This window comes from Steroidobacter cummioxidans (assembly GCF_003104955.1).
Genome location: NZ_LSRW01000035.1, coordinates 98,328 through 119,722, shown reverse-complemented (window position 1 = coordinate 119,722; position 21,395 = coordinate 98,328). Strand labels below are relative to the sequence as shown.

At 61.3% G+C, this 21,395-nt stretch carries 12 protein-coding genes; 1 reads left to right on the top strand and 11 read right to left on the bottom strand.

What is annotated here, in order from left to right; all coding sequences use genetic code 11:
* Positions 1-53 precede the first annotated feature (53 nt).
* The 3 genes from D0550_RS18000 to D0550_RS17990 all read right to left on the bottom strand — a co-directional run bounded on the left by D0550_RS18000 (position 54) and on the right by D0550_RS17990 (position 5,017).
* Entirely contained in the window at positions 54-1,673 is a 1,620-nt protein-coding gene (locus D0550_RS18000; RefSeq protein ID WP_241520835.1) for an amidase family protein, read from the bottom strand.
* A gap of 228 nt (positions 1,674-1,901) precedes the next feature.
* Positions 1,902-3,680: a CocE/NonD family hydrolase gene (locus D0550_RS17995; RefSeq protein WP_161965905.1), complete on the bottom strand. Its 1,779-nt coding sequence runs from the start codon at positions 3,678-3,680 to the stop codon at positions 1,902-1,904.
* A gap of 71 nt (positions 3,681-3,751) precedes the next feature.
* Positions 3,752-5,017 (bottom strand): metal-dependent hydrolase family protein, encoded by a 1,266-nt coding sequence (locus tag D0550_RS17990; protein WP_116810568.1) that lies wholly within the window; start codon positions 5,015-5,017, stop codon positions 3,752-3,754.
* Positions 5,018-5,310: 293 nt separating this feature from the next.
* On the opposite strand from D0550_RS17990, the gene D0550_RS17985 reads away from it, so the two are divergent.
* Positions 5,311-7,752, top strand: a complete 2,442-nt coding sequence (locus D0550_RS17985; protein WP_206606381.1) for an immune inhibitor A domain-containing protein — start codon at positions 5,311-5,313, stop codon at positions 7,750-7,752.
* An 84-nt stretch (positions 7,753-7,836) separates the two neighbouring features.
* On the opposite strand, the gene D0550_RS17980 is transcribed toward D0550_RS17985, so the two are convergent.
* The 8 genes from D0550_RS17980 to D0550_RS17945 form a co-directional block, all read right to left on the bottom strand.
* Positions 7,837-8,727, bottom strand: a complete 891-nt coding sequence (locus D0550_RS17980; RefSeq protein ID WP_116810567.1) for an SDR family NAD(P)-dependent oxidoreductase — start codon at positions 8,725-8,727, stop codon at positions 7,837-7,839.
* Between the two features lie 16 nt (positions 8,728-8,743).
* Complete coding sequence (locus tag D0550_RS17975) at positions 8,744-9,364, bottom strand: TetR/AcrR family transcriptional regulator (RefSeq protein WP_414717304.1); 621 nt, start codon at positions 9,362-9,364, stop codon at positions 8,744-8,746.
* Between the two features lie 201 nt (positions 9,365-9,565).
* Complete coding sequence (locus tag D0550_RS17970) at positions 9,566-11,158, bottom strand: AMP-binding protein (RefSeq protein WP_116810566.1); 1,593 nt, start codon at positions 11,156-11,158, stop codon at positions 9,566-9,568.
* Positions 11,155-12,789, bottom strand: coding sequence for a carboxylesterase/lipase family protein (locus D0550_RS17965; protein ID WP_116810565.1), 1,635 nt, complete (start codon positions 12,787-12,789; stop codon positions 11,155-11,157). Before D0550_RS17965 ends, D0550_RS17970 begins: the two co-directional genes overlap by 4 nt.
* The gene (locus D0550_RS17960) at positions 12,789-14,036 is read right to left on the bottom strand and encodes a spinster family MFS transporter (protein WP_116810610.1); all 1,248 of its coding nucleotides are present in this window, start codon (positions 14,034-14,036) and stop codon (positions 12,789-12,791) included. Before D0550_RS17960 ends, D0550_RS17965 begins: the two co-directional genes overlap by 1 nt.
* A gap of 66 nt (positions 14,037-14,102) precedes the next feature.
* Positions 14,103-16,346, bottom strand: a complete 2,244-nt coding sequence (locus D0550_RS17955) for a TonB-dependent receptor (RefSeq protein ID WP_116810564.1) — start codon at positions 16,344-16,346, stop codon at positions 14,103-14,105.
* 230 nt (positions 16,347-16,576) lie between these two features.
* Positions 16,577-17,059: a hypothetical protein gene (locus D0550_RS17950; protein WP_153067220.1), complete on the bottom strand. Its 483-nt coding sequence runs from the start codon at positions 17,057-17,059 to the stop codon at positions 16,577-16,579.
* 43 nt (positions 17,060-17,102) lie between these two features.
* Positions 17,103-21,395 (bottom strand): RHS repeat domain-containing protein, encoded by a 4,293-nt coding sequence (locus tag D0550_RS17945; protein WP_116810562.1) that lies wholly within the window; start codon positions 21,393-21,395, stop codon positions 17,103-17,105.

Here is a 21,395-nt window from a genome sequence, read left to right as displayed (position 1 = left end):
GCTGGCGCGGGTTGTTCCGCGCCGGCCCGAGGTCGTCAATTTCCAGTCGGGCGCTAATATTTCAACCGATCCGAGGCCAACGCCGGCGTGTGCTGCGGCAACACGTGGGCTTTGGTCGCCTGCTCGAAGTCATAGCCGTAGCCGATCAGCTTCGCCTCGCTGTACGCCGGGCCGAAGAAGGAAATCGACACCGGCAACCCATCCGACGTCATGCCGGCAGGGATGATGAGATCGGGAAAGCCCGTCAAGTTGGCGATGGCAGTGGCCGATCCGCCGCCGGCGGTACGCTGCCCTTCCGGAGGATTGATCAGTGTTGCCGGCTCTGGCGACGTCGGATAGACAATGGCATCGAGCTTGTAATTCTCGAACACCGCGAGCATCGAAGACTTGATCAGCGGCAACCCGTGCTCTTTGCCAGCCACGTACACTGGATCCGTCTGATCGATCGCAACGGTGGCGTTGTACTGCAATCCCCAGGCCTTCTCGGGGCTGCGATACTGAGTTGCCGGATCGTTGGAGCGCGCCACGATGTCGGCATAGGACTTCGGGAACTTGGGTCCAGTCGTGGCGAGATACTCGCCGATCTGCACCTTGAAGTCGGCGTTCATGAGGGTGGTCAGCAGCGACTGCCGCACGTCCAGCAAATATTTGGGATAGCGCACGTCATCGACCACTTCGGCGCCGAGCTTTTTCAGCGTCGCGATCGCAGCTTCGGTGATGCGATCGGTCTCCTCGTTGCGGCCCATGAAGTCACGCGCGATGCCGATGCGGGCGCCCTGCAACGCGCCGGGTTTCAGAAACTGCGTGTAGTCAGTCTCGAACTTGCCGGCGCTGGTCTGTGTCAATGCGTCCGCAGCATCCACGCCAGTCATCGTGCCGAGCGAAACAGCCAGATCGTAGACGCTGCGTGCGAGTGGACCGCCTGTGTCGAAAGTTAAAGACAAAGGAACGATACCGTCGCGACTCAACAATCCATTGGTGGGCTTCAATCCCACCAAACCATTCACCGACGCAGGTCCGCGGACCGATCCACCCGTATCCGTCCCCAGGCCGACTTGAGCGAACCCAGCGGCGATCGCCGCACCGGTGCCACCGCTCGAACCGGCAGGTCCGCGCGACAAATCATGGGGATTGCGCGTCTGACCACCGGCCGAACTGAATCCATTCGGCACCGCACCTTTCTTGGCGAGCTCTGGATCGGTGGTGCCGTAAACGCCCGCGCCGCCTGCCCACTCGCTCATGTTTACTTTCGCGAGGATGATCGCACCGGCATCACGCAAGCGCTTCACCACGAAAGCATCATCCGGCGGGATCGAGCCTTCGAGCAGTTGTGAGCCGGCGGTCGTCGGCATGTCGAAAGTATCGAAGTTGTCTTTGAGCACGACCGGAATGCCGTGCAGCGGTCCACGCACCTTGCCTTTCTTACGCTCCGCGTCCAACGCTCTCGCTGTTTGCAGCGCCTTCGGATTGAGAGTGATGACGGCGTTGATCGTGGGGCCGCGCTTGTCGTAGGCCTCGATGCGTTTGAGATAGGCCGCCACGACCTTTTCAGACGTGAGCTTGCCCGTGGCATAAGCCTGACTCAGATCGGCGATGCTGGCGCTGCTGATATCCAGCACCTCGGCCTGCGTCGGTAACGCCGACCCCAGGGCAATGGCGACGGCTACAAACAAATTAACCGCAGACCGGGAGCGTGAGATGTTCAAGCGCGGACCTCCGATGATGTGGGCTCCATGCATCCTGCACACGTCGGAACGGTTACCGCAAAATTTGCATTATTGTTTCAATATATTCGCGCCGCTCGCAGCTTTTCCCGGCGTCGAGCGGCTGCCGCGATCAAACTCTCGTGCCCCAATGCGAGGCGGCGCCGGCACTAAAACTGTGCGGCGCCGCCAGCATCGTCAAGGCCGGCCGAACGGCACGAACAGCACGCTCGGATGGGCGCGGTCGTGAAAGAGCTTGACGGTGACGGGACGCGCGTCGCTCATCGACTCCGAGGAAACATCGCCGCCGCTGTTGAAATTCTTCTGGCTGTAGATGGAATGGGCCGGCCCGATGACCAGGCGCAGCCGGCTGCCTTTGGACACCATGCGCGAGGTGAATGTAAAACCGTCAAAGTCGTACTTCAGCGGCTCGCGAGTCGTAATCAGCTTCGCCTGCCGCTTGCTGTCGCGATAGCGGGCGCGTTGCTGATCGTTGCTCAACAGGATGGAGCTGGCATCCGGGCGAATCTCATGCACGGAGACCACGAAATCGGTATCGGGCTGATCGATGGCCAGCCAGGCCGACAGCTTGAAGAAGCCGCTGATCTCCGTGTCACGCTCGAACGGCGCCGTGTGATAAACGAGTTGCTTGCCCTGCTGCGCGTAGATCGTGCGCTGATCCGTGAGCGACCACGGCTCCAGATCGCGCTCGACCTCGGCGATGCTCAGATCGCGTGGATCGTAGATATATTGATCGGGCTTGCCGTTGCCTGGCGAAGTGCCGAGTGAGCCTGACGCCAGCACGTCGGCGGCATTGCTGCTCGAGTCCAGGAAATAGGAGCGCGATTGCGCGGTGACGGCTTCGAGCGAATCGGCATAGCGCCACCGATCCGCATTCATCACATAGTACGCCACGCGTTTCTGCAGAAACTCCGGCTTCTTGCCACCCTGCAGGGTCCATGAATACCAGTCGAGGTGCAGCTTCGGCAGATCGAGCAGGCTCGCCGGCCCGAATGTGAGGCCGCCGAACTGCGCCTGCGGCGTACGGGTTCCGGCGTGATCCCAGGGACCGATCACCAGATAGTGCCGTGCCTTCGCCTGGGCGCTGCCGTGCTTCATATGCTGGCGATAGTGCTCGAGCGCGCCAGGCTGATCGCCGTCGTAAGCGCCCGTGATCGTCAGGATCGGCAGCGACAGCTTGGCGTACTGCTCGGCCGTCGGGTTGTATGAGTCCCAATAGTCGTCGAGGTGGGGATGCGCCACCCATTCCTGAAACGTCGCGGACGGATTGCCGAGCTGCGTGTCGAGCTCCTTGAAGGGCCGACCCGACTCGAACCACTGACGATTCACCGTCGACCAGAACGCAATGTCGCCGAAGATGCGGTCCTGCGAGGCCTTGCCGCTGGTGTGGGTGAGCCATTGCATCTGATAAGGTCCGGCGATGTTCGCGCGCATCGGAAAGTCAGTGCCTGGATACGGCGAGGCCACCGGAACGATGGTCGCCAGAGCCGGCGGAAATTCCTTGGCCGTCACCCACTGGTCGTAGCCCGCGTACGAGCCACCCCACATCGTCACTTTGCCGTTGCAGTACGGCTGTTGCGCGAGCCACTCGACCACGTCGTGACCGTCGCGCGCCTCCTGAATCAGCGGCCGAAACTCGCCTTCAGAATTGCCTCGACCGCGGACGTCGACAGTCAGGAAGGGATAGCCATGCGCGGCGAAGTACATGCCGCGATCGTGATAGTTCTGCGAGATGTACGGCGTCAGCGTGAAGATGCAGGGCGCAGGCTCTTTCTGCTGCCGGGGCGTGTACACCGTGGCGTTCAACTTCACGCCATCGCGCAGGGGAATCTTCACACCCCACTGAAACTTGACCTGCTCCGAATGCGGCGGCGATGCCGGCTGATCGGCCCGAGCCACCACCGTGGCGAATGCTCCCAGCAAGACGATAGATATGAGAGTCGACTTCCGTTGCACGCTTTCTCTCCAAGAGCAGCCGACCGGCCGCAGAAGGACGCAATTCTATCGACTCTGCACGCTCGACCAACTCAATTAGCGATGACTGCCCCACCTTTCACGACGAAACGAATCTGCCGCAGCACGCGGACGTCCTCGGTCGGATTGCCCTCCACGGCAATGAGATCCGCCAGCAAGCCCGGCCGCACCGAGCCCACCTTGTCGTCGATGCGGAAGATTCGTGCGTTCCCCGAAGTCGCCGCGATCAACACTTCGCGGGCCGGCATGCCCGCGGCTTGCATCAATTCCAGCTCGCGAACATTGTCGCCGTGGGCGAAGACGCCAACGTCGCCGCCGGCGCAAACCGTAACTTTGGCGGCGCGAGCTGCGTTGAAACCCGAGCGTGCAAGCTGAACTGCTCTTGGCGCGGGCTCGCGCCCGTCCCAACCTTGATAGCGCGCGACGGCATCCGGCGCCGCCAACGTCGGGCACAACGCTACACCTCGCTCCTTCATGGCAGCGTAGATTTCCTTCGTCCCGCCATAACCGTGCTCGATCGTCTCGACACCAGCGGCAATCGCGCGACGCATCCCTTCTGGGGTGCTCGCATGAATGGCAACAGTTCGGCCCGCATCGTGCGCAGCGTCGGCCGCTGCTTTCAGTTCAGCGGCTGACAAAGTAGGACGACTTTCTTCTCCCGGTCGCCAGCGATAATCTGCATAGAGCTTGACGACATCCGCACCGGCCGCGATCTGGCGGCGAACCGCACGCACGACGTCCTCACCGCTCGCCTCTTCCGCACCTTGCGGAATGTGGACACCCGGCTCGAAGCCCTTCGGCCCATACGCGCCAGTCGCCACGATCGCGAGCGTCGCTACCAGCATGCGCGGTCCGGGCACGATGCCCTCATCGATCGCCTGCTTCAAACCGACGTCTGCATACCCAGCCCCTTCAGTCCCCAGATCGCGCACGGTCGTGAATCCGGCCAGGAGCGTTGCGCGAGCGGCTGTCACGGCACGCACGGTTCGTAAGGCGAGTGACTCCCGCAGCACCTGATCATCCCAACTGCGCTCGTTGTACGGATGCAGGAACAGATGGCTGTGGCCTTCGATCAAACCGGGCAGCAGCGTCTGATTGGCAAGGTTCACCTCACGCGCCCCGGTTGGTGCAGTCACATCGGCACCCGCGGCGACGATGCGATCCCCTTGGACGAGTACCCGCCAGCCTTCGTGCAGCGTGGTCCCGTCGAACACGCGGGCGGGTCGCAGCAGGAGGGTGGTATCGGAGGATTCAGCCGCCGCCGCGTTCAGGCAGAACATCGTGGCGACGAAAACAAAAGGCAATGTCAGCAGCTTCATAGCGGCGAATCCTGCAGCAGATACACCTCATCATGCAACGGCCGAGCCATCGATCGCTCCCGCCGATCGCACCACAGTAAATATAACGATGGGATCATCCGCACTGTTCAGGTGCGCAGGCTTCGACTGACACTTGGCGGTTTTGTAAATATACAAATCGATTGCCTGCGCACCGTTGTATACCGGCCGTTGCCAGCAAATGTTTGTTAGCTGTCGTTGACTTCCAAACGCGAAGCGGCTCACAGTTGCCGACAACGCACGGCCTGTGCGCCAACAACAAGAGAGGCAGGGAAATGTGTAAAGCGTCGCGCCAGCCTCGCCGCTGGCTGATCCCCGTATATTCAGTTTGTTTCGGGCTTGCCGCATCGACAGCACTGGCGCAGACGGCAGTCGAGCCCGTCCTGAAAGCGCCAGGCGAGCCGGCGCTGGCGGGCTTCACAGTAAAGGGCCGCGCCAACAGCGACGACGTGCCGCATCCGGCCGGCGAAAGGCGTCGCGAGATGCGCAAGGCGGGCCTGGAAGAAAAGGTCCGCTCCGAAGCGCAGTCCTCGAGTCAGATTTCGGGCCAGACGTTCGGGCAGGGCTCGCGCCGGGTGCACAAGATCGGCCGCGGCAAGTACCAGGGAAAATATATCGAGCTGGAGCGCGAGAGTGAGGACCTGATCTTCACCGTGCTGGGAGAATTCGGCACCCAGATTCATCCCGCGCTCGGCGGCCAGCCCGGCCCGCTGCACAATCAGATTCCCCAGCCCGACCGCACCGTGGATAACAGCACCATCTGGGCGCCGGATTTTTCGCGCCCCTATTTCGAAGAGCTGTTGTTTTCGGAAAAGCCGGGCGCGGTCTCGATGCGCAACTTCTACATCGAGCTGTCTTCGAACCGCTATACGGTCAACGGCGCGGTCACGGACTGGGTCACCGTGCCTTACAACGCCAACCGCTATGACGACGATGTCACTTACAACTGTTCATTCCCCGGCCTGCCAGGGGCTTATCCCTGCGCCGGCGTGTGGCTGTTCCTGCGTGACGCGCTGAACGGCTGGTACAACGCGCAGATCGCTGCGGGCAAGACGCCCGCGCAGATCAATGCCGAGCTGGCCAAGTTCGACGTGTGGGACCGCAATGACTACGACGGCGACGGCAATTTCAACGAGCCGGACGGCTACATCGATCACTTTCAGATCGTGCACGCCGGCATGGGCGAGGAAGTGGGTGGCGGTGCGCAGGGCGGCGCCGCAATCTGGAGCCACCGCTGGTTCGCGTACTACAACATGGAAGGCCTGCTCGGCCCTGACAACAACAGAGCCGGCGGCGTGCGCATCGGCAACAGCAATTACTGGGTCGGCGACTACACCGTCGAGCCGGAAAATGGCGGTGTCGGCGTGTTCGCGCACGAGTTCGGTCACGACCTCGATCTGCCCGATCTTTACGACACCAACGGCGGCGACAACTCGACCGGCTTCTGGACGCTGATGTCTTCGGGTTCTTATGGCAACGACGGCAAGACCGACATCGGCAGCAAGCCCGTGCACATGGGCGCGTGGGAAAAACTGCAACTCGGCTGGCTGAAGTATGAGGTGGCGCACGCGGGCAAGAAGTCGCAGCACAAGCTCGGCCCGGCGACCTACAACACCAAGCAAGCCCAAGCGCTGATCACCGTGCTGCCCGATAACGTGGTGGGACCGTATGCAGGCAACGCGTTCTATTACAGCGGCAGCGGCCCGCAGCTCGACACGACGATGTTACGCACCGTGACGCTGCCGACCGGCACGGCCACACTCAGCGCCCAGGTTCAATATGACATCGAGGCCGATTGGGACTACGCCTATCTGGTAGTCGTCGATGGTGGCACCACCACCCTCGTGCCCACGAGTCTGTCCACGACGACCAATCCCAACGGGCAGAACTTCGGCAATGGCATCACCGGTCACACCGGCTTCGAATGGGTGCCGCTCACCGCAAATCTTTCTGCCTTCGCGGGCAGGACGGTGCAGATCGGCTTCCGCTACTGGACCGACAGCTATACCAATGGCCTGGGCCTGCTGATCGATGACATTCAGATCACCGGACAGCAGACGGATGGCGGCGAAGTCACTGTGCCGTGGGTCTACAGCCCACCGGGCGGCGGCTTCCGTGCCGTGCAGGGCGACCTTGGCAGCTTCTTCAACGCCTATGTTGCCGAGTTCCGCCAATATAAGGGCTACGACAAGGGCCTACGCACCGGTCCCTATGTTTTCGGCGACCTGAATTCGCCGCAGCTGCAGGACTGGGTGACGCACTTCCCGTATCAGGAAGGCCTGCTCATTTCCTATTGGGACACCCGCTTGGGGGACAACAACACCAGCGCTCATCCTGGTGTGGGATTGATCCTGCCCATCGACGCGCATCCCACGCCGCTGACCCGCACGGACGGCGCCGCCTGGTCTTCGCGATATCAAAGCTTCGACTCGCCGTTCGGGCTCGAGAAAACCGACAAGCTGACACTGCGCCGGCTCGGCGTGGACTACGTGTATCGGTCACAACCCGGCACGGCGGTGTTCGACGATCGCGTGCAGTACTGGCGCGCCGCCACTCCGGCCGCCGGCGTGAAGAACCCCAACACCGAGACGCTGATCCGAGTGAAGTCGGTGACCGGGAACGGCGCCATGATGGAGGTCGAAGTCAAACCCGCTCGCTCTGGCCACCGCCCCAAGGAATGGTACTGGGACCACAAGCGCTGGAACTGGTGGGATTGATATAACGAGACGCTTCGATGACCAGACCCCGCACGAGCCAGGCCCGTGCGGGGTTTTCTTTTTAGTTGGGGATCGAACGCGAAACTAGCGCTCGGCCATGGTCGGCGCCACGTAACCGGCGCTGGCCAATTCGCGCTCCGCTTGTTTGAATCCGTAGGCCGGAACGATTTCGTCGGTGCGATCGCTGACCTGTTCCCACTGAGCGATCACGCGCTCGCCCGCATCGGCATCACCGCCCACATGCGCACCTTTCGTGAGCGTGACATACGCACGCGCGAAATTACCGGCGCCTGCGCACATGATCGCGCGATTCGGCGCCTGCTCTGCGACAAGTGCGAGCAATCCAGGACTGACGAGCTTTGGCTCCAGCCGCTGCAGAGCTTCCTCTGCGAGCACACCGTGCGTCATCTGCGTCGCGGCCGTGGGCGCGAGGCAGTTGACACGAATGTTGTGCTTCTCGCCTTCCAATCCCAACGTTTGCATCAGCCCGACCAGCGCCAGCTTGGCCGCGCCGTAGTTCGATTGACCAAAGTTTCCGTAGAGACCTGACGAGGACGTGGTCATCACCACGCGGCCGTACTGTTGCTGACGCATGATGTCCCACACCGCCTTGGTGCAGATGACCGAGCCCATCAAATGAACGTCCAGCACCAGGCGGAAGTCCGCGAGGCTCATCTTCGCGAACGTCTTGTCGCGCAGGATGCCGGCGTTATTGATGAGAATGTCGACGCGGCCCCAGTGCGACATCACCCCGCCGATCATGGCGGCCACCGCCGCCTCGTCGGTGACCGAAGCGGCCACGGGAATCGCATCGCCGCCCGCGGCGACGATTTCATCGGCAACCCGCTTTGCGGCCGACTGATCCATGTCGTTCACGACGACTTTGGCACCATAGCGCGCCAACAGCAGCGCATGTGCACGGCCCAGTCCACCGCCGGCTCCAGTAACGATCGCGACCCGCGACTCCAGTCTCATACCATTCCCCTTCAGATCATGAACTGCCACACACGGCCAGAAAGCCTCCGGCCATGAATCTGGCCATGCGTTTCTTCACGGCCTCGAAATCTTCCGACTGGCACAGGCCGCCGGACAACTTGTCGATACGCCCGGTGCGCGCCAGCGTCAGCAACAGCGCGCCGGTCACGAAGTGATATCCCCAAAAGATATCCTCATCGCGACAGTGCGGCAGCGCCCGCTTCAACAGCCCGATCAGCTTCAGCACCACCGGATCGAAGTGCTTGTCCATCAACTGGGCGCCCCACTCCGGGGTATTGGCGACCTGGGCGCCGAGCCGGCCATAGTTCTTCCAGCGCTTGCCGCCCTGGATATAGAGATCCAGGTCGGTGTCGAGGAACGCGTGCAGCGCACCCTCTACCGTCGGCTTGCCGTTGGTGGAAGCCTCGTACGCGTCGAGCGCATCCATTCGTCGGGTGCTGGTGACCACGGCACGCCGCCCGAACACCTCATCGAACAATTTCTTCTTGTCCTTGAAGTAATAGTTCATGAGCGTGTGATGCACGCCGATCTGCTTGGCCACGTCCTTGAGCGTGACGCCATACAAGCCGTGCTTGGAGAACAAATCCTCGGACACGTCCAGGATCTGCTCCATCATTTCGGCGCGCTGTTCGGCCTTGGTCGGGCGCTTGCCGCGCGCCTTGGCGGATTTGGCGCTGGGCGTCTTCGCCTTGCTCGACGGCTTACGCCGGCCATTCACTTTTTTCGAGGGCACATTTGCAGGCACTGTTCTCAAGCCTCCATCGTCTAGCGCACAGGCGAAGACGCTCCGGAGGCCCTCCGGGTTCGACGCTTCGCCTCAACCACCGCCGTATTCTAATCTGAGGCGCATCTTGTCGATCTTTCCAGTGGCTGCCAGCGGCATGCGCGGCAGGCGAAGCACGGCATCGGGAATCCACCAGGGCGCCACCTGGCCACGCAATGTCGTGAGCAGCGCCTCATCGGTGATTGCCCCAGGCTCCCGCAGCTCCACCAGCAGGATAGGGCGCTCGCCCCACTTCGGGTCGGTGCGGCCGATCACTGCTGCAAGCGCGACTTCGGGCAAGCGACCGACGATGGCCTCGATCTCGGCAGGGTTGATCCACTCGCCGCCCGACTTGATCAGATCCTTGGCCCGGCCGGTGATAATCAACTGACCGTCGCCATCGATACGCGCCAGGTCGCCCGTGTTGAACCAGCCGTTGGCGTCGGTTGCAGGGCGGTCGTCGCCAAAATAACGCTCGATGACGCTGGCACCGCGCACACGCAAGTACCCTTCCACACCGCGTTGCTCGGGCAGCGGGTGGCCATCGGCGTCGGTCAGCATCAGATCGACTCCCACCGCGGGGCGCCCCGAAACGGCTGCCGAGCGCTTCGGATCATTCGGCGCCGACACCGTGCCCGAGGGCGACAGCTCGGTCATGCCCCAGCTGGTTTGCAACGAAGCCCCAAGGCGTCGCTCGATCCGTTCCATCAATGCAGGCGGCAACGGCGCACCACCGACCAGGATGCGCTTCAGCGTTGGCACCTCGCCGCCTGTGGCTTCGAGATGTTCGACCAGTCCCAGCCAGACTGTCGGCACGCCCACGGCAATCGTTACACCCTCGGCTGCGATCAAACGCGCCAGACTCGCTCCGTCTGCATAGCGACCTGGCAGCACCAGCTTCGCCCCCGCTGCCGGCACTGCGAATGGCAAGCCCCACGCATTGGCATGAAACATCGGCACGACGGTGAGCACGCTATCGGCGCCAGTGATGCCGAAGACATCCGCCTGCAGCAGACGCAACGTATGGAGAAAGCTCGATCGATGGGTGTATGTCACACCTTTCGGTGCGCCCGTCGTACCCGAGGTGAAACACAGCCCGCAGGCGGATCGTTCGTCGAAGTGCCCCCACTCGACCGGGTCTTCGTTCGCGGCAATCTCGTCCTCGAGCGCGACCACCGACGGCCCATACCGCTCGCCTCGCCACGCATCCAACGGCCCATCGATGATGACGACCTTTGCGACCGTCGATGTGCGCTCGACGATCTGCTGTGCGAGCGGCGCGAGATCCGCGCTCACAATCATCACTCGGCAGGCCGACTGCGCCAGCATCGAAGCAAGCTGCGCAGCGGTGAGTCGAGGATTGAGCGTGTGACAGACCGCGCCCATGCCCATGATCGCGTACCAGGCCTCGACATGTGCTTGCGTATTCCACGCCAGCGTGGCCACGCGGTCGCCGAATCCGATGCCGAAATTCCGCAGCATCGCGGAGACACGCTGACTGCGTAATCGCAAATCCGCGTAGTCCACGCGATCGGACTTGCCGCCTTCGCGCGCCGTCACCACCTGCGCTCGCGGGTGCCACTTGGCGGCGTGATAGAGAAACTTGTCGAGAGTCAGGGGGAACTCTTGCATGGACCCTTCGATCATCGACAAGACTCCGCAGCCGGCGGCAGTCGCGGCGAGACGATTCCAAAGTTCCAGTTCCAGGATTGCCCACCGTCGGCTCGACGCCGGCACACGATCTCCTCGTTCAATTCATACATGCCCGGCATCAGATGCGTCGCTGCTCGCGGCTCGCCGGCAAAAGTCATGTACGCGCGAGTCGAACCGTAAGCCGGCCAGTTCGCCTGACCGGCAGCAGTCGGTTCGGCGGAGCGAATGAAGCTGGCCCAGTAGTCGATCATCGCGTCGGATAGTTTTGTCTCCACCGGCGTTGACGGCACTTTCGGCCAGAGCGGTGGCGTTCGCGCCGCCGTGCCGAACATATAGGGCAGCTCAGCCGCGTGAAAGGCGTGAAGGCCCGCAGCCTCCGCGGCCGGATAACCGTGATCGAACAGATAGAGAAAGCCCGCCTGACCCTGCGCAGTTTGTTTGCTCACCAGCCGCTCGGCCGTCCAGCCGTACAACGCGTCGCGGGTTGTTGCCAGGATGCTCTGCTCGAGCTGATTGCTCGGATAGAGCTTCAAGAAGCGGTCTGCCAGATCGGCATATTTGTCGCGAATCGACGCCTCGTACACGGCCGCATTGGCCGGCACCGGCGGCGCGAGGAAGCGCAACGAGCGGATCTCACCGCTGTTGAAGCCTGCAATGATGGGGACAGGCGCCTGATCCCCACGGTCGAACGCTTCGACCAGTTGGCGCGGCAAAACGCGGCCATCCACCGTGCCCAGCGGGAAGTAGCCAGTTTGCGCACCGGCCTCCATCAACTTCTGCGGATCGACCGCCCGCAGCGACGCCAGGTCCTTCGCCCCGAGCGCCGACACGAGCCGCGCCCCGATCGCCTCAGCCGGCTGCTCGCCGAAGCGCGACTCCTTCAGCTCGGGCGTGGAAATCATGTAGGCGCTCTGCGCGATTGCCTTGTGAAACAAGCCGCGCGCCGGCGGCGATGTCATCAAGTACATCACGCTCAGAGCACCGGCCGACTCACCTGCGATCGTCACATTCGACGCATCGCCGCCGAATGCGCCGATGTTTCGCTTCACCCAGCGCAGCGCCTCGATCTGGTCGAGCAGACCGTAGTTGCCCGAGAGGTTGCCGTTGGACTCGGCGCTCAGCAAAGGATGCGCGAGATAGCCGAGGACGCCGAGGCGATAGTTGATCGACACCACGACGACGCCGCGTTCGGCGAATTTCGAGCCGTCATACATCGGCTCGCTGCCAGAGCCGGTCGTGAGCGAGCCGCCATGAATCCAAACCATCACTGGCGCATTGCTGACGCCCGGCTTCGCCCACACGTTGAGGAACAGGCAGTCTTCACTCACTGCGCCGAGATCCCAAGCGTAGATGCTTCCCGAACGCGCCTTGGGTTGAATGCACGCCGCGCCGAACTTGGTTGCGTCACGCACGCCGCTCCACGTTGGCATCTCGACCGGCGGTTTCCAACGTGCAGCGCCCACCGGGGGCTGCGCGTATGGCAGTCCTTTGAACATGTTGATCCCGCCTTCGGCCTGCCCTTTCACTGCGCCGGCGGGCGCACGAACGACGGGATCCTGTGCAGCTGCAGGCACGGTAAACAAAGCTGCCGCACTCCACGCAACAAGGCGCAAACGAAATGACATCAAGGGTTGCCTCCAGTCGAGACCGACTCGCGCTTCAGCTTCCGGGCCAAGCTGAAAAACAGGAGCACCGCGAGCACGTAGAAAGGGACCAGCGTGTAAAAGGCAATTTGCAGCGAATTGCTCGGATGACTGTCGCGCAACAGATCGCTCATGGCGCCGAGATACGTCGGTCCGAGTCCCAGCCCGATGAGATTCATGACGAGCAACAACAGAGCTCCCGCCAGCACACGTTCCTGCGGCCGTACTTCCTCCTGCACGAGCGCGACGGCCGGCGAGAGATAGAAGTAGTTGAAGAAGGTCGGTCCGATGAGAAACAGCAGCGCCAGCTGCCAGGTCGGCGCCCACACGAAGCCGATGAAGAACGGAATTGCGAGCGCCAGCCCTACCGCTGGCACCATTGCATACGCCTGCTTGCCACGCGGCGCGAACTTGTCGACCAGACGGCCGGATGCATACATGCCGGCGCTGACACCGATGCCGATGAGCAGCGCGTAGTACACGGCGATCTCGCTCAGCGTCATTCCCTTCTCGCGCATCAGAAAGAGTGTCGTGAAGTTCAATGACGCATAGGTGACAAACTGCGTGGCGCCACTGGCGAGCGACACGAGTACCAACACGGGCCGCGAAAAGAACATTGCGATCGTCGGGTAGAAACCCGCCTTCTCCGTCGCCGCAGACGACGGCGCGACGGTCGGCTTGATGTCGAGACGACCCCGCTCAGGCTCTCTGACAAGCAGATAGACCAGCAGCGCTGTAACGATGCCAACGGTGCCGAGCACCACGAAGGCGCTTCGCCAGCTGTAGGCGGCTGCAATCGATGCACCGAATGCCACACCAAGCGCTTGCCCTAGCGGCGGACCCAGATTGAACAAGCCCAGCGCCGTGCCGCGCGTGCCCGGCCCGAAGTAGTCGGAAATGATTGCGTACGACGGCGGCACGCCGCCCGCCTCGCCTACGCCGACGGCCATGCGGGCGGCGACGAGCTGCGGATACGTCGAAGAGAATCCGCAGGCAACGGTCGCCGCACTCCAAAGCGCACACGCGAACGACAGCACTCGCACCCTATTGGTCCGATCCGCCAGCCAACCGACGGGGATCGAGATCAGGCAATAGAACAGCGCGAAATACAGCCCGCTGATCAGCCCGAGCTGACCATCGGTGACTCCCAGATCGTCCTGGATGGGCTTGGCCAGGATCGACAGCAACTGCCGATCCAGGAAGTTCAGCACATAGACGAAGCACAACATGCCGAGCACGAACCAGGCTCGTGCGTCGGGCCGCGCAGCTACCGTGGTCGCTACCACATTATCTCCTTAGAGATCGTAGTTGATGCGCAAGCCGATCGTCCGCGGCCGCATGGTGCCAAAGCGATTCGCCAGGAACGCCTCGGGATGGATGTACGTGACCGAATCGTCGTTCAACAGGTTCTCGACGTACGTCGTCACGATCAACTTCCCGAAGATTGCACCCAGCGTGAGATTCACGTTGCTGTAGCTATCCGTGTACCCATACGTCGCCAGGGTTTGATTCGGCGCGCCCGGGACGCGTGGGAACGAGCTCGGGAACGAGTCGACATGCTGGAACGCTGCCGAGAAGAAGCCTCGCGCGCTGTCTGTGACATCGAAGCCGTAGTTCAGATACGCCGCGCCCTGGAACTTCGGCGCCGCCAATCTGGCATCGGGCACCGCGCCGGAGATCGCCGCTTCCTGCGGAGTCAGCTTGGTTACATGCGCTCGATTGAACGAGCCACTCACGCCGATCTGCAGGTCGCGGACCGGCAGCGCCACGATCTCGAATTCGAGGCCCTTGCTGCGCGCTTCACCGATGTTGGTCGCGAACTGCACCGAGTCCGACACTCGGTTCGCCTGCACCTGAATGTCGCTCCAATCGATCAAGTAGGCAGCGAGATTGGAGGTCAGTCGGCCACCGAACCACGTCGCCTTCATGCCCAGCTCATAGTTCTGCAGCTTGTCCGTGGCGGCGCCATTCGGAATGATCAGGTCGTTGGGATCGACCAGGCTGGCACGGCCGGCAAAGCCATTGACCACCGGCGCGCGAAAACCGGTCGACACCGTCGCATAGGTAGTCACTTCCGGAATCGGCTGGAACGACGCGCTCAGCTTGTACGAGGGCCGGCGCTCCTGCGCTTTGACACCTTTGACGGGCGCAATCGGAATCATCGCCAATGGACCGGAGATGCCCAGCAGCGCATTCGTGAGATACGCGCTGTTATAGCCGCCTTCAACGTAGGCTCGAGAATCCAGGCTGGCGTAACGCAGGCCGGCGGTCAGCCAGAAACGATCATTGACGTGATAGGTCAGCTCGCCGAAGCCGGCGATTTCGTGCGAGAGCGTGTGGTTGTACTGCCGCTGATAGTACTCATCCGGCAGCCCGGTGATGCCGCGCGCCGCCAGGAACTCGGGCGACGAACGATAGAAATAATCGACATCCAGGCGCCGGTCGAGGAAGAAGCCGCCGATCACCCAGTCGAACTTGCCGCCGCCCTCCGAAGCAAGCCGCAGCTCCTCGACGAACGTGTCCTGATAGGCGTACGCATCCAGGCCGAACGCGATCGCACTGTTGAACGTGCCCGCCAGATCGACAAAGAACTTTTGATCGAACGTCGAATAGGTCGAGGAGCTGGTGAGCAAGGCACCGTCGAACTGGTACTCGATGGTGGCATTGAACGTGGTGAGCTCGCCGACGAACAGATCCGGACGATCCGAGTTGCGCTTGAAGTCGCCCAGCCTCGGATCGATCAGCGCCGAATCCTTCGGAGTGCTGTCTTCGTACGAAGCCAGCACTCGCACCGACAATGCATCGGTAGGCTTCCACAACAGGATGGCGCGACCGCCCCAATCGATCAGTGTGTTGGAGTCCTTGATGCCGGTGCCGATGTTGTCGACATAACCCTCTTCATCGCGATAGAAACCGACCAGGCGCAACGCCAGCTTGTCGTCGACCAGCGGCGTGTTGAGCATGCCGTTATAACGCTGCCGCAGCCCCCCGCCGTCGGTCACGCCAGTATCGGTCATGACCGCAGCGTCGAACGCATTCAGATCCGGACTCTTGGTGAGAATTCGCAGCGCGCCGGACAACGAGCCCGACCCGAACAGCGTGCCCTGCGGCCCGCGCAGGAACTCGATGCGCTCTACGTCGAACAGATTTGGATCGAGCACGGTGGTGTTGCCGATGGTGGAGATCGGCAACTCGTCGATGTAAATCGCCACCGTATTCTGCAGATTCGCGCCGTAGCCATTGGTGGCGATACCGCGCGCGGTGAAATTGTTGAAATTGGCCGTGGGCTTGTTGAGCACGATACCCGGCGTTTCACGCGCCAACCCTTCGTAACCGACGATGCCCTTGGCGGTCAGATCGTCCTGCGAGAACGCGGTGATGCTGAGCGGAACGTCCTGCAGCCGTTCACTACGGCGCGTAGCACTGACGATGATTTCTTCGAGCTGGGCATTGCCCTCCCCCGAAGCCTGAGCCGCCGCAATGGTGGGTAACACGAACAGTGCGACCGCCGAGGCGGACGCCAGCAAACCAGACGCCATAACTCCTCCCCCTGCAAGAAACGCCGGTCTTGGAGCCAGCGCGTGGCCGGATCATGCTATCGGCCGTGCCCCGCGTCAATACTCACTCACTTGCGTGTGAATATCTTAGAGGACAATGAGCATCCGGTGCGACCGGTGACTATCATTGGAGGATATTTACCGGGACGCCAGGGCCGGCGTCGGGCTGACGATTATTTGCCAGCTGGCTGCAGCCAGAACAAAGCTGACATCTACTTCTCAACAAGCCGCCGGGCAACCGCCTTCGCCAACGTTGCCTGATCGTCGCCCATCTCCATTCGCACTTGGATCAAATCCCCACCTTGCAAGCACAAGAGCTTCAGATCGATGTTCTTGATCTCGGACACTTCCTCCCAGCGGGAAAATTGCCGCCGCTGCAGCGTGATCCAATTCTCCTGCAAACGGCTCAGTGCAGTCATCGCGTCCTGCTCGAGTTGCAAAGGCCCAGCATCGGCAACGAGGCGGGCGATTTCTTCGTTGATAGGCTCGTACAGATCTCGCATTCTGGCCGGGTCGCAAGCAACGGCCGGCGATGCGCCACGTACCTCGATGGCATCTCTCAGTGAGTCGAGGCGAGTGATGTATGCGGTCATTCGCGTTTGCGTATCGACCAGCTTCTGGAACCAAAGACCTAGGTCCGGCTCCGCAGCCTGCGCAAACGGGGCAGAACTGATGAGTGCGGCAGCGACGAGCATCGAGCCCCCCAACAACCTCATTCTTTGCATGCTCAGCATCCTGTTATGGCCGATCGAGAATCTGGTTTACAGCGTTCCTGAACGAATTCTGATGGCCGGGGTCTCTCGAATACATGCCCGGCGTAAGATGGATGGCCTCATGTAGCATCACTCCGGACTGCGTGCGGTTATGCGCTGGCGTATCCGGCAGATTCAACGCCCTGTTCACTACACTGATCATCGCCAGGTTCAAATATTCGACCCCGTAATCATTGCGCAGATAGGCGCCAGCGTACCCTCCGGCAGTCTCTGTGGATTGGTAAGGTTTGCCATCGGACGCGTTTCCCTCCCTTGTTTCGATGTTGACTTTGGTTTCGCGCATCTTCTGCGCGAGCCGGTTACCCGACACTTCCCGCTCCGGTGCGTTCGCGAACGCTTTGACCTTGACGGTGTCGTCTCCCATTTTCATCGCTTTTTTATAGCCTTCCGTTGCGCTCTTGTCATACCTGTCGATCTTCCCCTGCATCCGATTGGAAATCATGCCGGCTTCTTTCGCCTTATCCATTGGGATACCGTTGAAATAATCGGAGGTACATCGGGCATCCACCTGCGTGTCGCCGGTGCAGATCGTGCCGGTCGGATCCGACTTGTTGACCGGATCGTTGCGCACATAGGCATACATGTTCAGATCGTCCTGCGCCCCCACCGGATCGGTCTGTAAGAAACGCCCGAAAACGGGGTCATAAACGCGAGCCTTGTAATAGTACAGCTTGGCCTCGGGCAGGATGAGTTGGCCGGTGTAACGCAAGCGGAAGCCATCCCACGATTCGTTGTTGCTCGCATCCTTGGGCTCGCCGTACGGGCCGTATTTGTAAACGGCCTGGCGGTTCCCTGCCGCATCGGCGTATGCGATCACACTGCCCTGATGGTTGGCGTACAGATAGCGTCGATCGCTATTGCCCGCCCCCTCCAGCCACAGAATCGGATCATCGGTGCCCGAACCGTGCACATATCGGCGCAGCATGACGCCACCGCTGCTGTACTCGGCCACCAGATCGGCGCCATCATAGACGAATGTGATTTCGTTCGTGCCAGAGCGATACTTGGAGATGCGCCCCTCCGGATCATAGGTCAGCGTCAGATTTGCCGACCCTCCGGTTGCGGTGAGAAGCTTGTTCTCGATGTCGTATGTAAACGAACGCACTCCGTCATTGCGCAAGTTGCCGCGCGCGTCGTAGCCATTGGCAAGCGCGGCAATCGCAGCGTCACGATTCAAACCATCGTAGCTTTTGCCGGTCGTGAGCACCGCGGACTCGACGTAGTCATATAGATCTGACGAGGTGTTCTGAGCAACCATCTGTCCAACGGGGTTATACGTCGGGAATAACCATGTGATGTCGTTCACGCTGCCCGCAAAGTTATTGACCATGCTGGACACGTAGCCGACCGGGTGATAGTCGAAGCTCGTGGTGCCGCTGCCCTTGGTCATGGTCGACAGACGCCCGAGAGCGTCAAAGCTTTGGGAATACAAGCCGGTGAGAGCATTCCAGCCGAAATTGGTAATGCGATTGGCATAATCGAGCTGATAACCAATGTAGTTGTTATCTGGATAGGTCACGCGCACCCGTCCGGATGCCTCGTTATATCCGTAGCCGAGCGTGCGACCGTTCATATCGGTGGTCGACGTTACCCGCCCCATGGCATCAGTAACGTAGGTGATGCCCGGCCCGCTGCGCGACGTGAAGCGCCGTGATGTGACGTTGCCGAGCAAATCGTAGTCAGTGTAAACGTCCTGGTCGGAGCCGCCCGGTAGATCTCTGGAAATTTGCCGGTTCTGCCCATCGTAGGCGTAGCCGATCACAGCACCATCGCGGCGGCGCCAGGTGCGACGATTGCCGCCGGGGTAGTACTCGAACTTCTCGTAGTCACCGGTGTTGTAGGCATTGGCGCTGGCGAGGGCGGATTCAGGAGTTGCTGGATTGAACGCCGAGGCCCGAGTGGGCGACGGAAAATACGTCGTATCGAGGCGATCGAAACCATCGTAGGTCAGATGCGTGCGATTGCCATTGGCATCAACCCAATCCTGCGGCAGGCCGTTATCGGTGTATTTGTACGTGGCATACGTGCGCCGCAATGGAGTGCCGACACCTTGAATGACCTGTGTCAGTTCACCCGCCGCGTTGTAAACGTTCTGGGTAATCCGATCCGGCCCATAGACTCCTGCAATCGACGGTGCGCATGCATCGGTCGGCAGCGAACCATAGACCGACGGATTCATTCGAACAGCCGTGCAAAGGACCTTGCCGCGAAAGTCATGGCTGTACTGGGTGATACGCTGAGTCACGCCACCCGCGACTACAGTCTCAATGTTGGCGCGGCCGAGGTCATCGTATTGCGTGTGGATATAGCGAACGACACTCATCGCATTGAGATCCGCGAGCGTCGTGCCATTCGTCGTGCCCGCATAGACGTAGGTTGGCTGCCCATCGTCGTTATAGCTCGTCCTGGTTGCCGGACGCGGCAGGGGGCCGGCGCCGTCCGGATCGATGCCAATTTCACCGATTTTCTGACGCGCATCGTCATAGAACGAGTAAACCTTGTCGACCGCCCCAGGCAACGGCCCGTCGACTTCGATGAGGTTGCCGACCGAATCGTAGGTTTTAGTGTTCGACGAGAACACCGCTCCGGCGCCGTCTCTGATCGTCTCGGTAGTGAGCAGCAGGTTGTCATCGTACCCGTAGGTCACGATGACCTCATTGGCGGTGCCTGCGCAGCTCGTCCCCTGCTTGCATCGGGAGAATCTTGTGAGCTTCCAGATCGGCGCACCGTTGATGAAAGTGCTCGGCCCATTCTTGTATCGAGCCGATTTTTGCTCGTATGTATAGGTGAGCACTGCACGCACGCCGTCCACATCGGGAGGCAGCGTCTTGGTGTTCACGCCACCATGCTCGGCGTAGTACGTGTAATCGGTGCGATTGCCATTGGCATCGATCGTATATTCGGGTTGGTTGCAGATCTTGGTCGTGGTCGCCGTGCAAGCCGAAGTAGGCCCGTAAACTGCCCGGGCCAAGATCGTGTCGCCGCCGGATTTGGCCGTTGCGGTCGTCTGCGTCAGATTCCGGCGCTCATCGCGACCGAAAGCAAACCGATTGCCTTCCGGCTTGACGATGGTGCCGACGTCGAGTTCGATAGGACCGAAGATCGTATTGACCGACCCGGTCACATACGAGGTATCACGCCCCAGCTGATCTGTATGCAGGCCGGTCTGGAAGCGTTCGGACGCACCGTCCGGACTCGTCGAAACCACGCCGTAAACCCGCGTGTAATGACAGTCGTCGCTGCCGGGGAATGTGTAATTCCACTGCCCTGCGGCTGTTTTCGCCCACTGCAAAACGCTGCGCGTCGAGCAAGTCGTCCCGTCGGAAGTCGGAAATCTATAGGACGTAACCAGGCGCTGAAATTCGACCCAGCGGCCTTGAGGCGTCACAAAGCGAGACATCGTCGTGAATCTGTCGATGCCAGCGCCCGACGGCACCGTAGTGGTGGTCTCCGCGCTGGAAGACTCGCGATTCAAGTTATCTTTGGCTACGGTGGTCCTGGTGTTGTTGCTACTGGTGGTCGTAAATGTCGCCGACGGCCAGTTAACGGTCAGCCCCGTGCAGCTGGCGGCAAGCGGCGCGCAGTAATCCGTCTTCAGATTGATGAGCGTGACCTTGGACGGCATTCCACCGAGGTAGGGCTTGAAACTCTGAAAATGAATCATGTAGCCGGCATTGCTGGTGACGGAGCGCAACTCTCCATTGGAATAGTTGTGGGTCAACTTTTCGCCATTGGGGTAAGTCACGGATGCCACTACGCCTGTCACCCCCGGGGGCAGCGTCGCACCGCCGCCATCGCCAAACGCCCAGACCGTACCGTCCTGACGTATCAGACTCGTGCCCGACACCTTGGAGCCCTGCTCGGTATAAGGCCGCGGTGCGGTCGTCGAGGCCGGCGAGAGGAGGAAGGTTTCCGATTTGCCCTGCATCGTCCAGGTTTGGTTGTGATAAGCGCAGTTCGGCGTGCCCGCGCACTGACTGGAACTGACGCCGTAGACAGGCGTCGAACCGGAGAAAATAAAAGACGTCGACAGGATCGGAAAATCGAGCTTAGGCGCATCGACCGGACCGAGGGTCACTGTCCCGATCTGTCGAACGATCGAGCCACTCTTCAGATCGACGCCCACGTGGTCGAGCACGCTCACGGCGGGGCTCGGAGCCATATCGAGCACTTGTGCGTACGCACCGGCCGGACAGACGGCAATCACGCTCAGAGCGACCAGCACATACCGTTTCGAGGAAGCGAAATAGCGCGCCAT